The 20,820-nt window shown below is 68.3% G+C and carries 20 protein-coding genes; 11 read left to right on the top strand and 9 right to left on the bottom strand.

What is annotated here, in order from left to right; genetic code table 11:
* Positions 1 to 42 precede the first annotated feature (42 nt).
* A complete protein-coding gene (locus IB268_RS19635) occupies positions 43 to 681 on the bottom strand; it encodes a VTT domain-containing protein (protein ID WP_175163801.1) in 639 nt (212 codons plus the stop codon).
* Positions 682 to 783: 102 nt separating this feature from the next.
* Between IB268_RS19635 and mutL the strand changes: the two genes are divergently transcribed.
* Positions 784 to 2,748: a DNA mismatch repair endonuclease MutL gene (gene mutL / locus IB268_RS19640; protein ID WP_192354662.1), complete on the top strand. Its 1,965-nt coding sequence runs from the start codon at positions 784 to 786 to the stop codon at positions 2,746 to 2,748.
* A gap of 2 nt (positions 2,749 to 2,750) precedes the next feature.
* Positions 2,751 to 3,719, top strand: coding sequence for a tRNA (adenosine(37)-N6)-dimethylallyltransferase MiaA (miaA, locus tag IB268_RS19645; protein WP_054457470.1), 969 nt, complete (start codon positions 2,751 to 2,753; stop codon positions 3,717 to 3,719).
* Between the two features lie 61 nt (positions 3,720 to 3,780).
* Here miaA and purM read toward each other — a convergent pair whose 3' ends face one another.
* On the bottom strand, positions 3,781 to 4,830 hold the full coding sequence (purM, locus tag IB268_RS19650; protein WP_054457472.1) for a phosphoribosylformylglycinamidine cyclo-ligase: 1,050 nt from the start codon (positions 4,828 to 4,830) through the stop codon (positions 3,781 to 3,783).
* Between the two features lie 368 nt (positions 4,831 to 5,198).
* Here purM and hda point away from each other — a divergent pair, with 368 nt between their 5' ends.
* From hda to IB268_RS19670, 4 genes are read left to right on the top strand one after another with little or no spacing between them, the layout of a single operon-like run.
* Positions 5,199 to 5,900, top strand: coding sequence for a DnaA regulatory inactivator Hda (gene hda / locus IB268_RS19655; RefSeq protein WP_054457473.1), 702 nt, complete (start codon positions 5,199 to 5,201; stop codon positions 5,898 to 5,900).
* Entirely contained in the window at positions 5,897 to 6,595 is a 699-nt protein-coding gene (locus IB268_RS19660; protein ID WP_013391641.1) for an HAD family phosphatase, read from the top strand. The genes hda and IB268_RS19660 overlap by 4 nt, the downstream gene beginning before the upstream one ends.
* Entirely contained in the window at positions 6,596 to 7,960 is a 1,365-nt protein-coding gene (gene pcnB, locus IB268_RS19665; protein WP_119451454.1) for a polynucleotide adenylyltransferase PcnB, read from the top strand. It begins immediately after the preceding gene.
* A gap of 3 nt (positions 7,961 to 7,963) precedes the next feature.
* The gene (locus IB268_RS19670) at positions 7,964 to 8,449 is read left to right on the top strand and encodes a 2-amino-4-hydroxy-6-hydroxymethyldihydropteridine diphosphokinase (RefSeq protein ID WP_192354663.1); all 486 of its coding nucleotides are present in this window, start codon (positions 7,964 to 7,966) and stop codon (positions 8,447 to 8,449) included.
* Positions 8,450 to 8,472: 23 nt separating this feature from the next.
* Here IB268_RS19670 and IB268_RS19675 read toward each other — a convergent pair whose 3' ends face one another.
* From IB268_RS19675 to IB268_RS19690, 4 genes are read right to left on the bottom strand one after another with little or no spacing between them, the layout of a single operon-like run.
* Positions 8,473 to 9,369, bottom strand: coding sequence for a sugar kinase (locus IB268_RS19675; protein WP_054457478.1), 897 nt, complete (start codon positions 9,367 to 9,369; stop codon positions 8,473 to 8,475).
* A gap of 32 nt (positions 9,370 to 9,401) precedes the next feature.
* A complete protein-coding gene (locus IB268_RS19680; protein ID WP_054457480.1) occupies positions 9,402 to 10,235 on the bottom strand; it encodes a CoA ester lyase in 834 nt (277 codons plus the stop codon).
* Positions 10,232 to 11,425, bottom strand: coding sequence for a CaiB/BaiF CoA-transferase family protein (locus tag IB268_RS19685; protein WP_054457482.1), 1,194 nt, complete (start codon positions 11,423 to 11,425; stop codon positions 10,232 to 10,234). The genes IB268_RS19680 and IB268_RS19685 overlap by 4 nt, the downstream gene beginning before the upstream one ends.
* A complete protein-coding gene (locus IB268_RS19690) occupies positions 11,422 to 12,252 on the bottom strand; it encodes a MaoC family dehydratase N-terminal domain-containing protein (protein WP_054457484.1) in 831 nt (276 codons plus the stop codon). Before IB268_RS19690 ends, IB268_RS19685 begins: the two co-directional genes overlap by 4 nt.
* 150 nt (positions 12,253 to 12,402) lie before the next feature.
* Here IB268_RS19690 and IB268_RS19695 point away from each other — a divergent pair, with 150 nt between their 5' ends.
* The gene (locus IB268_RS19695) at positions 12,403 to 13,296 is read left to right on the top strand and encodes a LysR family transcriptional regulator (protein ID WP_125473195.1); all 894 of its coding nucleotides are present in this window, start codon (positions 12,403 to 12,405) and stop codon (positions 13,294 to 13,296) included.
* Between the two features lie 16 nt (positions 13,297 to 13,312).
* On the opposite strand, the gene paaG is transcribed toward IB268_RS19695, so the two are convergent.
* The 3 genes from paaG to IB268_RS19710 are packed head-to-tail and all read right to left on the bottom strand — an operon-like array spanning position 13,313 to position 16,469.
* Positions 13,313 to 14,134, bottom strand: a complete 822-nt coding sequence (gene paaG, locus IB268_RS19700; RefSeq protein ID WP_192354664.1) for a 2-(1,2-epoxy-1,2-dihydrophenyl)acetyl-CoA isomerase PaaG — start codon at positions 14,132 to 14,134, stop codon at positions 13,313 to 13,315.
* Complete coding sequence (locus IB268_RS19705; protein ID WP_054457490.1) at positions 14,131 to 15,243, bottom strand: acyl-CoA dehydrogenase family protein; 1,113 nt, start codon at positions 15,241 to 15,243, stop codon at positions 14,131 to 14,133. The genes paaG and IB268_RS19705 overlap by 4 nt, the downstream gene beginning before the upstream one ends.
* Positions 15,244 to 15,278: 35 nt before the next feature.
* Positions 15,279 to 16,469, bottom strand: a complete 1,191-nt coding sequence (locus IB268_RS19710; protein ID WP_125473198.1) for an acyl-CoA dehydrogenase family protein — start codon at positions 16,467 to 16,469, stop codon at positions 15,279 to 15,281.
* A 196-nt stretch (positions 16,470 to 16,665) separates the two neighbouring features.
* Between IB268_RS19710 and IB268_RS19715 the strand changes: the two genes are divergently transcribed.
* The 4 genes from IB268_RS19715 to IB268_RS19730 are packed head-to-tail and all read left to right on the top strand — an operon-like array spanning position 16,666 to position 20,802.
* Positions 16,666 to 17,070: a Zn-ribbon domain-containing OB-fold protein gene (locus IB268_RS19715; protein ID WP_192354665.1), complete on the top strand. Its 405-nt coding sequence runs from the start codon at positions 16,666 to 16,668 to the stop codon at positions 17,068 to 17,070.
* Positions 17,067 to 18,239, top strand: coding sequence for a thiolase (locus IB268_RS19720; protein WP_054457495.1), 1,173 nt, complete (start codon positions 17,067 to 17,069; stop codon positions 18,237 to 18,239). Before IB268_RS19715 ends, IB268_RS19720 begins: the two co-directional genes overlap by 4 nt.
* Positions 18,240 to 18,250: 11 nt before the next feature.
* Positions 18,251 to 19,771, top strand: coding sequence for a class I adenylate-forming enzyme family protein (locus tag IB268_RS19725; RefSeq protein WP_119451448.1), 1,521 nt, complete (start codon positions 18,251 to 18,253; stop codon positions 19,769 to 19,771).
* Between the two features lie 56 nt (positions 19,772 to 19,827).
* The gene (locus IB268_RS19730) at positions 19,828 to 20,802 is read left to right on the top strand and encodes a tripartite tricarboxylate transporter substrate binding protein (protein WP_175181103.1); all 975 of its coding nucleotides are present in this window, start codon (positions 19,828 to 19,830) and stop codon (positions 20,800 to 20,802) included.
* Positions 20,803 to 20,820 lie beyond the last annotated feature (18 nt).

Here is a 20,820-nt window from a genome sequence, read left to right on the forward strand (position 1 = left end):
TTTTCAATGTGACGCGTGTGCCGCAGCATGCGCTGCGGCGCTTCACGCGCCGCGTTTGGCCTTGATCAGCTTGAACAGGCCCGCCCCGATCACCGGCACGATGGCGGCGGCCAGGCCCAGCAGCACGATGGTATTCAAGTGTTCGCGCACCAGCGGGATGTTGCCGAAGAAGTAGCCCGCGGCCACCAGGCTCACCACCCACAGCAGCGCGCCCAGGATGTTGAACAGCTGGAAGCGCGACTGCGGCATGTCGGCCACGCCCGCGACAAAGGGCGCGAAAGTGCGCACGACCGGGATGAAGCGCGACATGACGATGGTCTTGCCGCCGTGCTTTTCATAGAACGCGTGCGTGCGCATCAACGCGCCGCGGTCCAGAAAGCGCAGGTTCATCGAAAACACGCGCGGCCCGATATAGCGTCCGATGAAGTAGTTCACCGTATTGCCGGTGATGGCGGCGATGATCAGCAGCCCGCCCATCAGGAACGGATCGATGTGCCCGGTCGCGCCGAACGCGCCCGCGATGAACAGCAGCGAATCCCCCGGCAGAAAGGGCAGCACGACCAGCCCCGTCTCCGCAAAAACGATCAGGAACAGCACCAGGTACACCCACACGCCATACTGCGCGACCCAGACGCCGAGCGTCTTGTCGATGTGGAGCACCATATTGAAGAATTCGAGCATTGAAGCAACCCTGCCAGCGGAATGGGATATCAGTCCGCGACTATAGCCCACCCGCCCATGACGCTAAAATCGTCCACATAGCCATACCTGAACGCCAGCCACATGACCGAACGCCGCTCCATTCTTGCGCTTCCCGACCTGCTGATCAGTCAGATCGCCGCCGGCGAGGTGATCGAGCGGCCGGCATCCGTGCTCAAGGAAATCCTCGAAAACGCCATCGACGCGGGCGGACGCGCCATTGAAGTGCGCCTGGAAGGCGGCGGCATACGCCGCATTGCCGTGACCGACGACGGCGGCGGCATTCCGCCCGAAGAGCTGCCGCTGGCGCTGGCGCGCCACGCCACCAGCAAGATCCGCTCCTTGAACGAACTGGAATCTGTGGCATCCATGGGGTTCCGCGGCGAAGCGCTGGCCTCGATCGCGTCCGTGGCCCAGGTCACCATCATTTCCCGCACCCGCGATGGCGAGCACGCCTGGCAGATCGATGCAGGCAGCATGCAGGTCAGCCCCGCCTCGGGTCCTCCGGGCACCACGGTGGACGTGCGCCAGTTGTTCGACGCCGTGCCGGCCCGCCGCAAATTCCTGCGCTCCGAGGCCACCGAGTTCGGCCACTGCGTCGACGCCATGGAGCGCATCGCGCTGGCGCATCCGCAGATCGCCTTCCGCCTGTTCCATCACGACCGCGCGCAGCGCCAATGGCTGCCCGCCGAACCGCCGCAGCGCATCCGTGACGTGCTGGGCGCGGAATTCGCCGAACACGGCCTGCTGCTGTCGCACTCGGTCGGCACGGTCAGCCTGGCGGGCATGATCACCCGTCCCACCGCAGCCCGCGCCCGCGCGGACCGCCAGTATCTCTACGTGAACGGTCGCTACGTGCGCGACCGCACCGTCAGCCACGCCCTGCGCGCCGCCTACGCGGACGTACTGCATGGCGACCGCCAGCCCGCCTACGTGCTGTTCCTGGACATCGACCCGGCCGCCGTGGACGTGAACGTGCACCCGGCCAAGCATGAGGTCCGTTTCCGCGACAGCGGCGCGGTGCATCGCTTCGTGTCCCATGCGGTCGGCCAGACCCTGGCGCAGACGGGCGGCGCGTCCGCCGCAGCCCCCGCGGCGCAAAACGACGACGCGGACGACGCCGGGTTCGAAACCGTGGCCCGGCCCGCCACCGCCGCGGCGACCGACGCCGCGCCGCAAGCCTCGCCTTACGCGCCCGCCAGCAGCCCCCGGCCCATGACGGACGCGCCCCCGCCCGCCTACGCCGGCGGCAACGCATCATCATCGTCTTACGGCTTGCGCCCATCGCCCGCGCCGCAGCGCCCGCACACCCAGGTGCCGTTCCGCCTGCACGCCGAACCCGCCGGCATTCCGGCCGCGGACTGGCAATCGCTCTACCGCCCGCTGGATGACGACTCGGCCGCCAAGACCGCGCCGCTGCGCGAACCCGTGCCTGCTCCCGTCGCCGCCCTGCCCGCGGACGAAGAACATCCGCTGGGCATGGCGCTGGCGCAGCTGCACGGCATCTACATCCTGGCGCAGACCCGCCGCGGCATCGTGCTGGTGGATATGCATGCCGCGCACGAGCGGGTGGTCTACGAACAGCTCAAGCAAGCCCTGGACGCGCGCAGCCTGCCGCGCCAGGATCTGCTGGTACCCGTGGTGTTCCATGCCCAGGAAAAGGACGTGGCGCTGGTCGAGGAATACGAAGAGCAGCTGAACGAACTCGGCTTCGAAATGCGCCCGTCCGGCCCCACCTCGATCGCCGTGCGCTCGGTGCCGGCCATCCTGGCCCGCGGCGACATCGAAACGCTGGCCCGCGCCGTGCTGCGCGACCTGGGCGCCGTGGGCGTGTCGCGCCTGCTGACGGAACAGCGCAACGAGCTGCTGTCCACCATGGCCTGCCATGGTTCCGTGCGCGCCAACCGCAAGCTCACCATCGAAGAAATGAACGGCCTGCTGCGCCAGATGGAAGCAACCGAACGCGCCGACCAGTGCAACCACGGCCGCCCCACCTGGATCCAGTGGTCGGTGTCCGACCTGGACAAGCTCTTCCTGCGCGGACAATAAGCTTGTCGCCGTCCTCCTCCCCCAACGCGACGCCGCTGGTCATCTGCCTGGCCGGCCCCACCGCGGCCGGCAAGAGCGCCTCCACCCTGGCGCTGGCCGAGCGCTGGCCGCTGGAAATCGTCAACGTCGATTCCGCCACGATCTATCGCGGCATGGACATCGGCACGGCCAAGCCCTCGCCCGAGGAACAGGCGCAGGTGCCGCAGCATCTGCTGGACATCCTCGACCCCATCCAGTCGTACTCCGCAGCCGACTTCGTCGCCGATGCGCTGCGCCTGATAGACGAGATCCGCGCACGCGGACGCATCCCGCTGCTGGCGGGCGGCACCATGATGTACTACAAGGCGCTGCGCGACGGCCTGGACGATCTGCCGCAGGCGGATCCGGCGCTGCGCGCCGAGCTGGAAGCGCGCGCCGCCGTCCAGGGCTGGCCCGCGCTGCACGCCGAACTGGCGCAGCTGGATCCCGTCACTGCCGCACGCCTGGCGCCCAACGACAGCCAGCGCATCCAGCGCGCGCTGGAGATCTGCATGCTGTCCGGCCAGCCCATGTCGGCCCTGCTGCTGCGCAGCCAGCGTCCGCGCGACGCGACGGGCAACCAGTACCTCACCATCAGCCTGGAGCCTTCCGACCGCGCCGCGCTGCATGCCCGCATCGAGCAACGCTTCGACGCCATGCTGGACCGCGGCCTGCTCGACGAAGTCCGCGCCCTGCGCGCCAGGGGCGACCTGCATACCGGGCTGCCCTCGGTCCGTTGCGTGGGCTACCGGCAGATGTGGGCGCACCTGGACGGCGAGGTCGACCTCGCCACCGCACGCGAACAAGGCATCGCCGCCACGCGCCAGCTGGCCAAGCGCCAGATCACCTGGCTGCGCGCGCAGCCCGAGCGCGTCATCGTCGACTGCCTGGCGGCGGACGCCGTGGCGCAAACCATAGACGCGATGGCCGTCGCGCTGGCGGGACGCGCCTAGCCAGGCGCCAGACACAAAAAAACCGCGCCGTGGCGCGGTTCTTCGTTGCGGACAGCGTGGCTTACACCACGAAGGTCTGCGCCATGCCTTCCTTCTGCTCGACGATCTCGCCCAGCGTGCTGACGGTCTCGCCCTGCTCGCGCAGCGTGGCGGCGATGGCTTCGGCCTGCGCCGGATCCACCACCAGCACCATGCCGATGCCGCAGTTGAAAACGCGGTACATCTCGGTGTCTTCGACCTGGCCCTGCTCTTGCAGCCACTGGAACAGCTTGGGCATTTCCCAGTTGGCACGGTGCAGCTTGGCCGACAGGCCGGGCTGCAGGATGCGCGGCACGTTGTCCAGCAAGCCGCCGCCGGTGATGTGGGCCAGGCCCTTGATGCTGGTGCCGTGCTTGGCCAGGGCGGCCAGCACCTGCTTCACGTAGATGCGCGTCGGCGCCATGACCACGTCGACCATCGGCTGGCCGTGGAAATCGTCGTCGGGCTTGGCGTTGGCGCGTTCCAGGATCTTGCGCAACAGCGAATAGCCGTTGGAGTGCGCGCCGCTGGAAGCCAGGCCCAGCACCACGTCGCCGGTCTTGATCGACTGGCCGGTGATGATGGCGGACTTTTCCACCGCTCCCACCGCGAAGCCGGCCAGGTCGTACTCGCCGTCCGGATACATGCCCGGCATTTCGGCGGTTTCACCGCCGATCAGCGCGCAGCCCGACAGCTCGCAACCCTTGGCGATGCCGCCCACCACGGCCGCCGCCGTATCCACCGAAAGCTTGCCGCAGCCGAAATAGTCCAGGAAGAACAGCGGCTCCGCGCCCTGCACCAGGATGTCGTTGACGCTCATGGCGACCAGGTCGATACCCACGGTGTCGTGGCGGTTCCAGTCGAACGCCAGGCGCAGCTTGGTGCCCACACCGTCGGTGCCCGAGACCAGCACGGGTTCCTTGTACGACTTCGGCACTTCAAACAGGCCGCCAAAGCCGCCGATACCGGCCAGCACCCCGGGACGCATGGTGCGCGCCGCAAGCGGTTTGATACGGTCGACCAGGGCGTCGCCTGCGTCGATGTCGACACCGGCATCGCGGTAGGTCATAGGGGCGGTAGGTTGATTCGTCATGAGAAATGCCGTGGGGTATGTAACAATTGCTGGGATTTTGGTGGAACGCCCTGCATTTTACGATGTTGCGGGGACTAGCAGGGATCGGCGCCGCCAAAGCGGTCCGGACGGCGACCGCGCCGGCTCGCCCGGCCAGGGCGGGCATGAGGGGCCGGATCGGCGCAAACCCAAGCCAGCCCAGGCCCATCGACGCGACACCCTGGCCCCAGGTGGTTTAAAGTGTAGGGTTGGCCGGTATTGATTTTGTCGGTTCCGTGGTGCAAACCCCGGAGTTTCGCGCCCGGCCAGCGACGTTTTGACCCGTTGTACTGACCTGTAGCCGTATTGACCCGTACTACCCGCCTCGTTTCGGCACCCTGTAAGCTCCCATGAACCGCCAGCTGCTGCTTGACGTTCTTCCCGCGCCAGCGCCATCGCTGAACAACTATATCGCCGGCCCCAACGGGGAAGCGCTGGCGGCAGTGCGCGCGCTGCTTCCTGGCCGCGCCCTGTACATCTGGGGCGCCGCGGGCTGCGGCCGCAGCCATCTGCTGCGCGCGCTGACCGCCCGCCCCGACGCCGTCTATATCGACGCCGAGACTGGCGAAAACATGCTGCGCCGCCTGGCCGAAGCCGATTCCAAGTCGCCCATGCCCAAGTTCGTGGCGGTCGACGACGTGCACCGCATGAACGACAGCCGCCAGGCCGCCCTGTTCGCGCTCTACAACCGCTGGCGCGAATCCGCCGCCACCGGCCGCGCCTTCGCGCTGGCGCTGGCGGGCGACCGCGCTCCGCTGTCGATGCCGCTGCGCGAGGACTTGCGCACGCGCCTGGGCTGGGACCTGGTTTTCCGCCTTGACCCGCTGTCCGACGCCGACAAGCTGGCCGCCCTGTCGGCCCAGGCGGCTGCCCGCGGCATGCACCTGGCGCCCGAAATCATCAATTGGATGCTCACGCACCACGAGCGCGACATCCGCAAGCTGGCGGAGCTGATCGACGCGCTGGACCGCTATTCCCTGGCCACCGGCCGTCCCATCACCCTACCTCTGCTGCGGGCCATGCTCGCAGATCCTGATTCACAACGCACATGACCTCCCGACGTCTCGCCCTGTTCGACCTGGATCACACCCTGTTGCCGCTGGATAGCGACTACCAATGGGCCGACTATCTGGCACGCACGGGCCGCGCCGGGGACCCCGCCGAAGCCCGCCGCCAGAACGACGATCTGATGGATCGCTACAACCGCGGCGAGCTCACCGCCGAGCAGGCGGCCGAGTTCATGCTCGGCCTGCTGGCCGCGCACACGCCTTACGACCTGGCGGCCTGGCATGAAGCCTTCATGGAAGAAGTGATCCGCCCGTCCATGACGCCCGCCGCGCGCGACCTGGTGCAATCGCACCTGGAAGCCGGCGACCTGTGCGCGGTGGTCACGGCCACCAACAGCTTCGTCACCGCTCCCATCGCGCGCGCCTTCGGCGTGCCCCACCTCGTGGCCACCGACGCGGAATACCTGCGCGGGCGCTACACCGGCCGCATCCTGGGCACGCCCAGTTTCAAGGAAGGCAAGGTGGTGCGCGTCAACGACTGGCTGGCCGGCATGGGTTTGGGACTTGCGGATTTTTCGGAATCGTTTTTCTATAGCGATTCGGTCAACGATGTACCCCTGCTGGAGAAAGTGACCCGCCCGATCGCAGCCAACCCCAGCCCCACCCTGCGCGGCATCGCCCAGGAGCGCGGCTGGCAGGTGATCGACTTGTTCGACCACATGGAAGATTCGAAGTCCTAAATGATCACTGAAACCATAAAAAAATTCGTCGGCCGACTATTCGCGCCGGCAGCCCGGGGGCCGTTGCGCATCACGCGCGACAAGCACGGCATCGACCGCCGCAACGTCTCGCGCCACGCGATCAAGGTCTGCGAGGTGCTGCGCCAGCACGGCTATGACGCCTACATCGTCGGCGGCGCCGTGCGCGACCTGATCGTGGGCCTGGAGCCCAAGGACTTCGACGTGGCCACCAACGCCACGCCCGAGCAGATCCGTCCGCTGTTCCGCCGCGCCCGCATCATCGGCCGCCGCTTCCAGCTGGTGCACGTGGTCTTCGGCCAGGAAATCATCGAAACCTCCACCTTCCGCGCCCCCGCCTCGGAAGACCAGGAGACCGACGAACACGGCCGCATCCTGCGCGACAACGTATTCGGTTCGCACGAAGAAGACGCGGCGCGCCGCGACTTCACCATGAACGCGCTCTACTACGACCCGCACAATGAGGAAGTCATTGACTTCCACAACGGCGTGGCCGACCTGAAAAAGCGCCAGGTCCGCATCATCGGCGACCCGACCAAGCGCTACCGCGAAGACCCGGTCCGCATGCTGCGCGCCGTGCGCTTCGCCGCCAAGCTGAACGGCACCATCGACCCGGCCACGCGCCAGCCCATCAGCACCATGGCCGAGCTCATCGAGAACGTACCGGCCTCGCGCCTGTTCGACGAAATGCTCAAGCTGCTGACCTGCGGCCATGCCATGGACTGCCTGCGCCAGCTGCGCGCCGACGGCCTGCACAAGGGCCTCTTGCCCCTGCTGGACGTGGTGCTCGAGCAACCCGGCGGCGAGCATTTCGTGGAGCTTGCGCTGGAACGCACCGACGCGCGCGTGCGCTCGGGCAAGACCATCAGCCCCAGCTTCCTGTTCGCCGCGCTGCTGTGGCAACAGGTGGAAGCGCGCTGGAAGCAGCTGCGCGCGCAGGGCGAGCACACCATCCCCGCCCTGTCGCAAGCCGCCGATTCGGTGCTGGACGAACAGACCGAAAAGCTCGCCATCCAGCGCCGCTTCTCGTCCGACATGCGCGAGATCTGGTTCATGCAGCCACGTTTCGAGCGCCGCATGGGCAAGACCATCTACCGCATGATCGAACAGCCGCGCTTCCGCGCCGCCTGCGACTTCCTGCAACTGCGCGCCGCCGCCGGCGAGTTCGACAGCGTGCTGGCGCAATGGTGGATGGACCTGGCCAACGCCGACGACGTCACCCGCAGCGAGATGATCGAAGAGGTGTCCCGCCAACCGCGCGATGCCGGCGACGCCCCCTCCGCCCCGCGCAAGCGCCGCCGTCCCCGCCGTTCGCCCTCGCGTGGCACGCCGCCCGCAGCGGGTTAAGTCATGACCGCTCCTGTGCGCGCCTACGTCGCGCTGGGCGCCAATCTGGGCGACGGCGCAGCCACGCTGCGCAGTGTCCTGGCTGAATTGCAGGAAACCGGCGGCATCGCCGCGGTGGCGGCATCGCCGTTCTACCGCAGCGCGCCGGTCGAAGCCACCGGCCCCGACTTCGTCAACGCAGTGGCGGCGCTGGACACGCATCTGACCCCGCTGGCCCTGCTGGATGCGCTGCAGGCGCTGGAAAACCGGCACGGCCGCGAGCGCCCCTACAAGAATGCGCCGCGCACGCTGGATCTGGACCTGCTGCTGTACGGCGACACCGTGCTGGACCATGAGCGGCTGACGCTGCCCCACCCTCGTATGCACCTGCGCGCCTTCGTGCTGCTGCCCCTGCGCGACCTGGCTCCCGGCCTGGCGCTGCAAGGCAAGCCCATCGGCGACTGGATCGCCGCGATCCACGACCAGCCGATAATGCGCATCGCGGACTGAACGCCGGCGGCCAAGCCCGCCCGCTATTCCTTCGGCGCGTAGGCCATCAGCACGCGCTCCACGTCCTCGACCTGCGGCAGGCCCGCTTCATTGCCCAGATGCTGGATCTTGTGGGCCGAAGCCGCGCGCGCAAAGGTGAAGTGCTCCGCCCACGGCAGTTCCGGCCGGTTCAGATAGGACCAGACGTAGGCGCCGTGGAACACGTCCCCGGCCCCCGAGGTATCGACAATGCTGGCGGCCGGCACGTCCAGCGCGGGCAGGACATCCACCGTTCCCGTCTCGTCGTACCAGAGCATGCCGCGCTCGCCCATGGTGACCGCGCCGATGCGGCAGCCGCGCGCCTTCAGCAGTTCCAGCAGGCCTGACGGCGCAAGCCCCAATTGTTCGCACATGCGCTCCGCGCAGACCGCCACGTCGACGTGGCGCAGCAGCTCGTCGGTGTTCTCGCGCACGCCGCCGCCATCGAGCGAGGTCAGCACGCCCGCCTGCCGACACGCCTGCGCGTAATGCAGGGCGGCGTCGGGCTGATGCCCGTCCAGGTGCAAGGCACGGTAGCCGCCGATGTCCAGCCGCGGAAAGTCGTTCAGGTAGTCCACGTCGCGCGCACGCACGATGGCGCGCTTGCCGTGATTGGGCATGATGAAGGACAGGGACGAACGGCTCACTTTGCGCGCATGCAGCGACACCCCGTGCGCCGCAGCCATGTCCGTGTACATGTGGCCCAGCCAGTCCGATGCCAGCGAGCAGATCAGGTCCGGCGGCGTGCCCAGCCGCGCGCAGGCGAACGCGGCCGTCACCGCGTTGCCGCCGAAGGACACCGCGTAGTCGCGCGCCACGCTTTTTTCATCGCCCGTAGGCCATTCGTCCGCCAGCACGGTGACGTCGATATAAGTGTGTCCGATGAAGAGCGCTTCGCCCATGGAGCTGCCGGAAAGAAGTGAGCGGAACCGGCCTAGATGCCGGTGGTTTCGCCCGCCTGCGCCAGCACCAGTCGCGCGCGTGCGATGACTGGGGCGTCGACCATCTTGCCGTCCAGCATGAAGGTGCCGGCTGAAGTGTCGCGATGCGTGGCGATGACGCGGCGCGCCCAGGCCAGTTCCTGCGCCGCGGGCACGAAGGCCGCGTGGATCACCGGCACTTGCGTGGGGTGGATGCACAGCATGCCGCCAAAGCCCATTTGCTGCGCGCGGCCGGCGGCATGCGCCAGCCCGGCCTGGTCCTGGATGCCCGGAAACACGCCATCCAGCGCGGGCGCCAGTCCGGCTGCGCGGCTGTGCAGCAGCACCTGCACGCGCGCCTGGTCCAGCACGGTTTGCGCCCCCGGCGTATCGGGCGTCAGTCCCAGGTCCAGGCCGTAGTCCAGACTGCCGAAGGCCAGGCGCTCCACGCCGGGCGTGGCGGCGACTTCCGCAACGTTGAGGATGCCCTGGGCGGTTTCCAGGATGGGAATCACCCGCAGGCCCGCCTGGACCACATGGCGCACCTGCGCCAGGCTCTCGGCCTTGGGCAGCAGCACGCCGGCCACCCCGGGCTTGCCGCGGCAGGCCTTGAGATCGTCGTCGTGCCAGGAGGTGGAGGCGTCGTTGATCCGCACCCACAGCCGGGCGCGCGGATTCGTCCCCAGGAAATCGCACAGCGCTTCCCGGGCGGCCGCCTTGGCCAGATGCTCCACCGCGTCTTCCAGATCGACGATGACGGCGTCGGCGCCGGCGGCCAGCGCCTTGGGGATGCGCTCGGGGCGCGACGCCGGCACGAACAGCGCGCTACGGACAACGGGATGCGTCACACGACCTCCGATGCATGGAACTGCGCCACCTGATCGGGCGCGTATCCCAATGATGCTAGCACCGCATCGGTGTTTTGGCCCACCGCGGGCACCGCGGCCATGCGCGGCGCGAAGGCGTTGCTGCTGGCCGGAGGCAGCAGCGCGGGCAGCTCGCCGGCGGGGCTGTCCACCTGGCTCCAGCGGCCTCGGGCCTGCAATTGCGGATGGGCCCAGACGCCGGCCATGTCGTTGACGCGCGCATTGGCGATCTGCGCGTCCTCCAGCCGCTGCGTCACCTGTTCGATGGACAGGTCGGCGAAGGCGGCCACGATCAGCGCGCGCAGGTCGTCGCGGTTGGCGGTGCGCAGCGAATTGGAGATGAAGCGCGGGTCTTCCGCGAGTTCCGCCTGGCGCAGCACCTGGGCGCAGAACACGCGCCATTCGCGCTCGTTCTGCAGGCCCAGCATGATGGTGGCGCCGTCGCCCACGGGGAACGGCCCGTAGGGATAGATGGAGGCGTGGGCCGCGCCCGCGCGCACGGGCGGCGTGGCGCCGTCGAAGGCGTAGTACATGGGAAACCCCATCCACTCCACCATGCTCTCCAGCATGGAGACGTCCAGGCGGCTGCCCAGGCCCGTTTTCTGCCGCAGCAGCAATGCGTTCAGGATCGCGGAATAGGCGTACATGCCGGCCGCGATGTCGGCGATGGAGCAACCGGCCTTGACCGGATCGTCCCTGGTACCCGTCACGGACAGGAAACCGCTTTCGCTCTGGATCAGCAGGTCGTAGGCCTTCTTGTCCTGATAGGGCCCGCCTTCGCCATAGCCCGAGATATCGCAGACGATCAGGCGCGGATACTTCTTGTGCAGGGCGTCAAAAGACAGTCCCAGACGCGCAGCGGCGCCGGGCGCCAGGTTCTGCACCAGCACGTCGGCCGTCTCCAGCAGGCGCTCCATGACGCCACCCGCCTCTTCGCGCTTGAGGTCCAGCGTCAGGCTTTCCTTGGATCGGTTGGTCCAGACGAAATGCGAGGACAGGCCGCGCACGCGCTCGTCGTAGCCGCGGGCGAAGTCCCCGCCGCCGGGACGTTCGATCTTGATGACGCGCGCGCCCATGTCCGCGAGCTGGCGGGTGCAGAACGGCGCGGCGATCGCGTGCTCCAGGCTGACGACGGTGATGCCGTCCAGGGGACGGGGGGCCTCTATGCTCATTCTGTAAACCTCAGTTCAGCTTGGTGGGCCAGCGTGCCGTCCTGCTCAGCCCAGAGCTGGGCCACGCCCGGCTCGGTCAAGCGGCCGGCCACCTGGAAGGGTGCGGGCGCAATCAGCGGACGCAGGCCGCGATACGACAGATGGGTCAGGCGCGCCTGCGGATGGGCGCGGGAGAAGGCGGCAACCATCTCGGTGGCGATGAGCGGGCCGTGCACCACCAGCCCGGGATAGCCCTCGGTGCCCGTCACGTAGGGATGGTCGTAGTGAATGCGATGGCCGTTGAAGGTCACCGCCGAGTAGCGGAACAGCAGCACCGGCGACGGCTCAACGGTATCGCGCCACTGCGCCTGCGGCGCGGGCTCGCTGCCCGTAAGCTTGGGCGGCGTCGGCTGCCGATAGACGATGTCCTGCTCCTCGTGGATGGCGACCTCGCCTTCCTGGCGGAACTCGTGGCGCACGGTCACGAACAGCAGTGCGCCAGTGCGCCCTGCCTTTTCCTTGACATCGATCACCGTGGATTCGCGCTCCGCGGGCACGCCGACCAACAGCGGCCGGCGGAACTCGACCCGGCCGCCCGCCCACATGCGGTTGCGGTCCTGGGCCGGCGGCAAAAAGCCGCCGCGCGCCGGATGGCCATCCGTCCCCAGCCCGCCCATGTCCACCGTGGAAATGAAGAACGCCCATTGCCACAGCGGCGGCAAGGCATCGCCCTGGACCGGCGCCGGACCGCCCAGGGTTGCTGCGATGCGCGCGGCGTGGCCAGGATCCATGGCGTCCGCCCTGCGTTCGCCGCTGCCGATCCAGGCGGCCGGATCTGTAGATGTCATGCCGATATCCTCTGCTGGGGTTTTTACAGACTGAAGCATGCCCGCAAGCCGTCCCGCTTGTGAATTCGTTTTTGCTCAAGGCGGGGTTTGCGCTGCCTGAATCGCACCCCTGCCTCCCGGCCCGACGCCTCGCGCCGTAATATATGGCCCATGCACTTCGACCTCGCCGACCTACGCCTGTTCATCCACATCGCCGAATCCCCCAGCCTGACCCAGGCTGCCAAGCGGGCGCACCTGTCCCTGGCAGCCGTCAGCGTGCGCATCAAGGCGCTGGAGAACCAGCTCAATACCCGCCTCCTGTACCGCGACAGCCGCGGAGTGGAGATCACGCCTGCGGGCCAGAAGCTGCTGCAGCACGCGCGCGTCATCATGCGCCAGGTGGACCACCTGAAACATGACTTCCAGGAGCAGGCCGACGGCGACGCCGGCCACATCCGCATTTTCGCCAACACCACGGCGGTCACGGAATTCATGCCGGACATCCTGGCGCAATTCCTGTCCGGCCACCCTGGCGTCACCGTGGACCTGCAGGAACGCCTGACCCGCGACATCGTGCGCGGCGTGCTGGACGGCACCACCGACCTGGGCATCGTGGCCGGCCCGGTGGATGCGCCCGAATTGCAGACCATCCACTTCAGCACCGACAAGCTGGTGCTGGTGGTGCCCAATGGCCACCCGCTGCAGGATCAGGAAAAGATCAAGCTGGCCGAGGCGGTGCGCTACCCCTTCATCACCATGCACGAAGGTTCCACCCTGGTCGCCTTCCTGCGCGACCAGCTGGAACAGGTGGGCCAGCGCCTGCCCCAGCGCATCCAGCTCTACAGCTTCGATTCCATCTGCCGGATGGTGCAGGCGGGCGTGGGCATCGGCGTCATCCCCGACTCCGCCGCGCGGCGCTATGGCGCCGACATGAAGCTGCGCGTGGTCGAATTGGACGAGCCCTGGGTGGTGCGCGAACGCAAGCTGCTGGTGCGCGACATCGACGCTCTGCCGGGTTGCGCGCGCGAACTCATCGAACAGATCCAGGTGGCGCGGACGCCCTGACGGCCGTCTGCAAAGCTCAGGTGCCGGTGAACGCCGGCGGGCGCTTCTGCGCGAACGCCCGCATGCCTTCCAGGTAGTCGTCGGTGTAGCCCAGTTCGCGCTGCAAGCGGCATTCCAGATCGAACTGCTGCGCCAGCGTGTTGCCGCTGGACGCGTGCAGCGCCGCCTTGGTAGCCGCATAGGCGCGCGTAGGTCCGGCCGCCAGCGTATCGGCGACTTCAGTCAGCGTGTCCGCCAGCGCGGCGTCTGGCACCACACGCCAGATCAGGCCCCAGGCTTCCGCCTGCCTGGCGCTGAGCGCTTCGCCGAACAGCGCGGCGCCCATGGCCCGCGCAGAGCCCACCAAACGCGGCAGGAACCAGGTACCGCCGGCATCCGGCAGCAGGCCGATCTTGCTGAAGGCCTGAATGAAGCGCGCCGACTCCACTGCGAACACCACGTCGCAAGCCAGCGCCAGGCTGGCGCCTGCGCCGGCCGCGACGCCGTTCATCACGCACACCACCGGCACCGGCAGGTTACGCAGCCGGGTGATCAGCGGTCGGTAGCACTGCTCAAGAATCAGGCTCAGGTCGCGACGTGCTCCGTCCTCAGCCGGCTTGCGCTCGCCCAGGTCCTGCCCAGCGCAAAAGCCCCGGCCCGAGCCTGTGATGATCAGTCCGCGCAGGCCGCTGTCCGCCTCCATGGCATCCAGCGCCCGCGCCAGCTCGGCATGCATGACTTCCGTGAAACTGTTCAACCGGTCGGGCCGGTTCAGTGTGATGACGCCCACGCCCCGCTCCAGCGTGAAGCGGATCTGGGTGTAGCCGCCTTCGACCTGAGTCGTCGCCGCTGCGCTCATGCCAGTTCCTCCAGCACCGCCAGTTGTTCGGCCGTATCGCCCAGCAGCTGGTCCACGACGGTCAGCCGTTTGAAGTAATCGCCCACGTCCAGCTCGTCGGTCATGCCCATGCCGCCATGCAGCTGCACCGCCAGTTGCGCCACCAGGCGTCCGGCGCGCGCGGCTTCCAACTTCGCGGAGGCGATCATGCGGCGGCGCTGCGCTGCGTCGGTTTCGGTCAGCGCCGCCACCGCCACATAAGCCATGGACAAAGCCAGTTCCTTGGCCACCAGCATTTCCGCCAGGCGATGCTGCAAGGCCTGGAACGAGGCCAGCGGTTGGCCGAACTGCTTGCGCGCCTTCAGGTAGTCGACGGTGATCTCCAGCAGCCGCTCCATTGCGCCCGCGGCGTGCGCGCATAGCGCGGCCGTGCCCCATTGCAAGGACTGCGCCAGCGCCTGGTCGGCGGCGGTCCCTTGCGCCAGCAAGGCCTCGGGCGCCAGATTGACCGCGTTCAGATCCAGCCGGGCGCAGCGCGCGCCGTCCAGCGTGGGCGTATCGGTGATCCTCACGCCTGCCGTATCCGCCGGCACCGCCAGCAACAGGGTCTCGCCCCCGTCGCCGCGCGCGCTGACCAGCCACGCGGTGGCCGCCGCGCCGTGCCAGACCAGATGCTTGGCGCCGTCCAGCCGCCAGCCATCGGCAGTCTTGCTGGCGCGGCAATCGCGCGGATCGGTGTCGTAGCGGCGGCCGGGCTCCTGGTACGCCACGCTGACCACGGCGTCGCCCGAGGCGATGGCCGGCAGCCACAAGCCGCGCGCTTCGCCGCCGCAGGCTTCGATCAGCGCCGCGCCCATGACCGCGCTGGGAATGACCGGCTCGGACACCAATCCGCGTCCCAGTTCCACGTGCACGGGCAGCAGGCTGGCGGGCACTTCGCCGAAGCCGCCGAAATCCTGCGGGATGGTCAGGCCCAGAACGCCCAGTTCAGCCAGCGCGGCCCAGGCGTCGGCATCCAGCTTGCCCGCCGCCTGCCGGGCCCGGCGGCGCGCGTGCGTCCATTCCTGGTCCACCAGTCGCCGCAGGCTGTCGGCCAGCATGCGTTGTTCTTCGGTATAGATGAAATCCATGCGTCGTCTTCCTGTCGGGTTGCGCGAGGCCGGGCCTACAGGCCCAGCACCAGGCGGGCGATGATGCCCTTCTGCACTTCGGTAGTGCCGCCGTAGATCGAGGTCTTGCGCATGTCGGCATAGCCGGCGCCCGCCGCAGCCGCCAGTTCCGGCCCAGGACCGCTGTATCCATGGTCTGCCTGCAGCCAATCGGGGTCATAGGGCCAGGCGTCCGGCCCCGCCACCTCCATCTGCAGCATGGCCAGGTCCTGCTGGATCTCGGAGCCGCGGATCTTCAGCACCGACGCTTCCGGCCCCGGCGTGCCGTCGTTGCTGGAGGCCACGCGCAGCAGCAGCATTTCCAGCGCCATGATGTCCACCTCGATGCGCGAGATGCGGTCGCGGAACCGGCCGTCGGCCAACAGGGGCTTGCCCCGGGACTGCGCCTGCACCGCCATGTGCTTGAGCACGCCCAGTTCGCGGTGGCAATGGCCCAGGCCTGCGATGCCGGTGCGCTCGTGGCCCAGCAGGTACTTGGCATAGGTCCAGCCCTGGTTCTCCACGCCCACCAGGTTGGCCACGGGCACGCGCACGTTCTCCAGCCAGACCTCGTTCACGTCGTGCCCCCCATCCAGCGTACGGATGGGGCGCACGGTCACGCCCGGCGTACGCATGTCCAGCAGCAGCATGGAGATGCCGCGCTGCGCGCGGGCCTCGGGGTCGGTGCGGACCAGGCAGAACATCCAATCGGCGTACTGAGCCAGGGTGGTCCAGGTCTTCTGGCCGTTGACGACGTATTCGTCGCCGTCGCGCACGGCGCGGGTCGAGAGCGAGGCCAGATCGGACCCCGACCCCGGTTCGGAATAGCCCTGGCACCACCAGTCCTCCACGCGGATGATGCGAGGCAAGAGGCGCGCCTGCTGCTCGGCGCTGCCGTACTTCATCAGGACCGGGCCGATCATGGACAGGCCGAATGGCAACAGGCGCGGCGCGCCGGCCTTGAAACATTCGACCTCGAAGATCAGCCGCTGCAATGCATTCCAGCCGGTGCCGCCATGCTCGACCGGCCAGTTCGGCGCGCCCCAGCCCTGGTCGGCCAGGATGTTATGCCAGCGTACGTAGTCCTCGCGCTCCAGCCGCTGGTGGCGCAGCACCTTGTCGCGTATGTCCTGCGGCAGCTTGTCCGTGGCGAAGGCGCGCACTTCTTCGCGGAATAGCCGCTCCTGCGGCGTCCAGGTCAGATTCATGGTCGGGCTCCTTTTCCGATATCTAGCCACGCGGGGGCACGCCGGACAATCTGCCTCTTCCGAAGACGGGCTTCGCGCAGGACATAGGGCGCCCCACTACGGGCCGGCAGAAGGCCAGCTTCAGCAATGAAGAATGGCCGAACCCGCCGCCAGTGCCGACACTTGCAAGCGTCATCCACTGGAACCCGTAGGCATCATGACCGTTCCCGATCAGCAGGCCGTCGCGCCGCAAGGCGTCGAGGCGCAATACCGCCAGGCGCTGGACCAAGGCCGCTTCCTCATCCAGCATTGCGCGGGCTGCAACCGCGCCGTGTTCTACCCCCGCATGATCTGCCCGCATTGCGGCGCGGACAAACTCGCCTGGACCGAGCCCGACGGGCGCGGCGAGGTCTATTCCACCACCGTGGTGCGCCGCAAGCCCGAGGCGGGCGGCGACTACAACGTGGCGCTGATAGACCTGCGGGAAGGCGTCAGGCTGATGAGCCGCGTCGAAGGCGTGGCGCCGGACGCCGTGCATATCGGCATGGCGGTGCGCGCGCAGGTGGCGCAGCAGGACGGCCGCGGCCTCCTGATCTTCCGACCCAACCAGGAGGCGCAATGACGCTGAACGATCTGCGCGGCGCCGTGGCGGTGGCCGGCGTGGGCCACGCGGGCCTGGGCCAGGCCGCGGGCTACACCGAAATGGAAATCCTGGTGCAGGCCGCGCAGCGCGCGGTGGCAGACGCCGGCCTCACCATGCGCGACATCGACGGCATCTGCACCGCCAGCGTGGCCGCGCCCATGTGGGCCATGCCGGTCATCGAACACCTGGGCATCCGCCCCAGCTTCATCGACAGCACCATGCTGGGCGGCTCCAGCTTCGTCGCGCACCTGCTGCCCGCGCTGCACGCGCTGGCATCCGGCCAGTGCAACGCGGTGCTGGTCTGCTATGGCAGCACGCAGCGCACTTCCACCTTGAGCCGCGCCGAGATCGGCCGGGTCCGCAAGCAGTTCGATCCACAGCCGTACGAAACGCCCTACGAGCCGCTGAGTCCCCTGTCCTCCTACGCACTGGCGGCCGCGCGCCACATGCATCAATACGGTACGCGTCGCGAGCACCTGGCGCAGGTGGCGCTGGCCGCCAACCAATGGGCCCAGCTGAATCCCGAAGCGCAATTGCGCGAACCCGCCACGCTGGACCAGATCCTCTCGGCCCGCATGGTGTCCGATCCCTTGAGCGTGCGCGATTGCTGCCTGGTCACCGACGGCGCCGGCGCCTACGTGCTGGTGCGCGCCGAGCGCGCCCGCGACCTGCCGCGTCCGCCGGTCTACGTGCTGGGCAACGCCACCGCGGTCTGGAACCGCCAGATCTCGTCCATGGAAGACCTGACCGTGACCGCCGCGGCCGAGTCCGGCAAGCGGGCCTTCGAGATGGCAGGCGTTGCGCCCCGGGACATCGACGTGGTGGAACTGTACGACGCCTTCACCATCAATACCCTGCTGTTCCTGGAAGACCTGGGCTTCTGCGCCAAGGGCGAAAGCAAGGACTTCATCGCGGGCGGCGCCATCGCCCCTGGCGGCGCGCTGCCGGTCAACACCAACGGCGGCGGGCTGTGCTGCGTGCATCCCGGCATGTACGGCGTCTTCATCATGATCGAGGCCGTCCGCCAGCTGCGCCGCGAATGCGGCGCGCGCCAGGTCGCCGATGCGCATCTGGCCTTGGTGCACGGCAACGGCGGCACCCTGTCCAGCCAATCCACCGCCATCCTGGGCACCCAGGCCACGCTTTGAGCGACGCAACCATGTCCCCGGCAGCCCCTCTTACCCGCATCCATCAATTGCTGGCGCAGCAAGCCGGCCAGCGACCCGACGCCACCTTTCTGTACGAGGAAGGCGGCGGCAAACTGAGCTACGCGCAGTTCTGGCGGCGCGTGCAGGCCGCGGCCGCATGGCTCGAAGAACAGGGCGTACGTCCCGGGCACCGCGTGCTGATCGCCGGTGAAAACTGCGCGGCCATGGTCGCCGCGTTGTTTGCCTGCAGCGTGGCGGGCGCCTGGCCGGTGGGCGTGAACGCGCGCCTGTCCGCGCGCGAGATCGACGCCATCCGCGTTCACGCGCAGCCCGAACTGCTGCTCTACACCAGCGGCGTCTCGCCCGCCGCCGCAGCCCATGCCGAGCACGCCGGCGCCGCCGACGCCGACCCGGACGTCTGGGGCCCAGGCATGCAGACCGCAAGAGCGGATGCGCCCACGCAGGCCGAAACTGGCGACACGGCCGCGGAAGTGGCCACGGTGATCTACACGTCCGGCACCACGGGCGCGCCCAAGGGCGTCCTCGTGCCGCACCGCGGCCTGCTGCATTTCGCCCGCGTGTCCGCCGCCTCGCGCCGCCTGACGCCGCAGGACATCGGCTACGCCGCACTGCCCATGTCGCACATCTTCGGCATCGCCACCGTGCTGATGGCCACGGTGCACGCCGGCGCCAGCCTGGTGCTGCGCAGCCGCTTCGACGCCGCCGACGCCTTCAAGGCCCTGGCCCATCCCGGCGTCAGCATCCTGCAGGGCGTGCCCACCATGTTCAGCCGCATGATGGCCGTGGCGCCGCCGCGCGCAGAGCTGCGCGCCCCTGCCCTGCGCTACCTGTACACGGGCGGCGCCGCGCTGGATCCCACGCTAAAGCGCGACGCCGAGCGCTATTTCGGCGTCGCCATGCACCACGGCTACGGCATCACCGAATACGCGGGCTCCATGTTTGTCACCCGCATCGATGCGCCGCGCAGCGACTGCTCGGCCGGCCATGCGGTCGAAGGCGTGGAAATGCGGATCGGCAACCCCGACAACGGCGCGCCCGCACCCGGAGAGCGCGGCGACATCCTGATCCGCGGCCCGGGCGTCATGCTGGGCTACTACCGCAATCCCGAACAAACCGCGCAGGCGCTGCTGCCCGGCGGCTGGCTCAACACCGGCGACATCGGCTACGTCGACGAACAGGGCGCACTGTACATCGCAGGACGCTCCAAGGACTTGATCATCCGCTCCGGCTTCAATGTCTATCCGCTGGAAGTCGAATCCGTCATCAACGCGTTCCCCGGCGTGCGCCTGTCGGCCGTGGTCGGGCGCCCCACCGCCGACCAGAACGAAGAAGTCATCGCCTTCGTCGAGCCCTTGCCCGGCGCCACCGTGGACACCAACCTGCTGATGCTGCATCTGCGCGCACAGCTGGCGCCGTACAAGCGGCCCGCCCGCATCATCCCCATCGACACCATTCCCACCACCGTCAGCGGCAAGATCCTCAAGCAGCCGCTGAAAGAAAGGCTGGCGTAGCCGCGGCTAGCTGTTCCGCTGCACGACCCGCCACTTACCCACAAGGAGACTACAGCGTGAACATCAAGACCCTGCTCGCCGCGGCCGCCGCCACGGCGGCGCTGGCCACGGCCTCAAACGCCTGGGCCGACGCCTATCCCGAACGCCCCATCCGGCTGCTGGTGGGCTATGCCCCCGGCGGCCCCGTGGACACCACCGCCCGCGTCTTCGCCAAGTACCTGGGCGACAAGCTGGGCCAGTCCGTGGTGGTGGAAAACCGCGCCGGCGCCAGCGGCATGATCGCCTCCGACGCCACCGCCAAGGCCGCGCCCGACGGCTACATGCTGGGCTTCGCCGCCAGCCCCACCCTCACCATGTCGCCGCTGGTACAGCGCAGCACGCTGTTCGATCCGCGCAAGGACTTCTCGTTGATCGGGCTGGTGGTGGACTACGCCAACGTCCTGCTGATCGGCCCGCAGATCCCAGCCAAGAACGTCAGCGAATTGGTCACCTACGCCCGGGCCCATCCGGATGCCGTGTCGTTCGGTTCCGCCGGCATCGGCGCGTCCAACCACCTGTCGGCCGAGCTGCTGAAGAAGCAGGCGGGCGCGCCCATGCTGCACGTGCCCTACCGCGGCAACTCGCCTGCCATGGTCGATGTGATCAGCGGCAAGATCACCTTCATGTTCGACATCACCAGCACCGCCATCCCCTTCGTCAAGAGCGGCAAAGCGCGCGCCCTGGCGGTCACGTCCAAGACCCGCAACCCCGAACTGCCCGACGTGCCCACCATGGTCGAAGCCGGCATGAAGGACTACGAAGTGGTCGGCTGGTACGCGCTGGTTGGGCCGAAGAAACTGCCCGACGCCGTCGCGGCCCGCCTGACCCGCGCGCTGAACGAAGTCTCCAGCGATCCGGCCTTCCGCCAGGCCATGACCGATGGCGGCTACACCATCAACACCGGCGACTCCAAGGCGCTGCAATCGCGCATCGACCGTGAATACGCCTTGTGGTCCGACGTCATCCAAAGCGCCAACATCCAGGCCAATTGAGTACCACCGGAGCATCCA

Origin of the sequence: Achromobacter sp. ACM01 (assembly GCF_014851745.1) — a bacterium.
In the GTDB taxonomy this organism is placed as follows: Bacteria; Pseudomonadota; Gammaproteobacteria; order Burkholderiales; family Burkholderiaceae_B; genus Achromobacter; species Achromobacter aegrifaciens.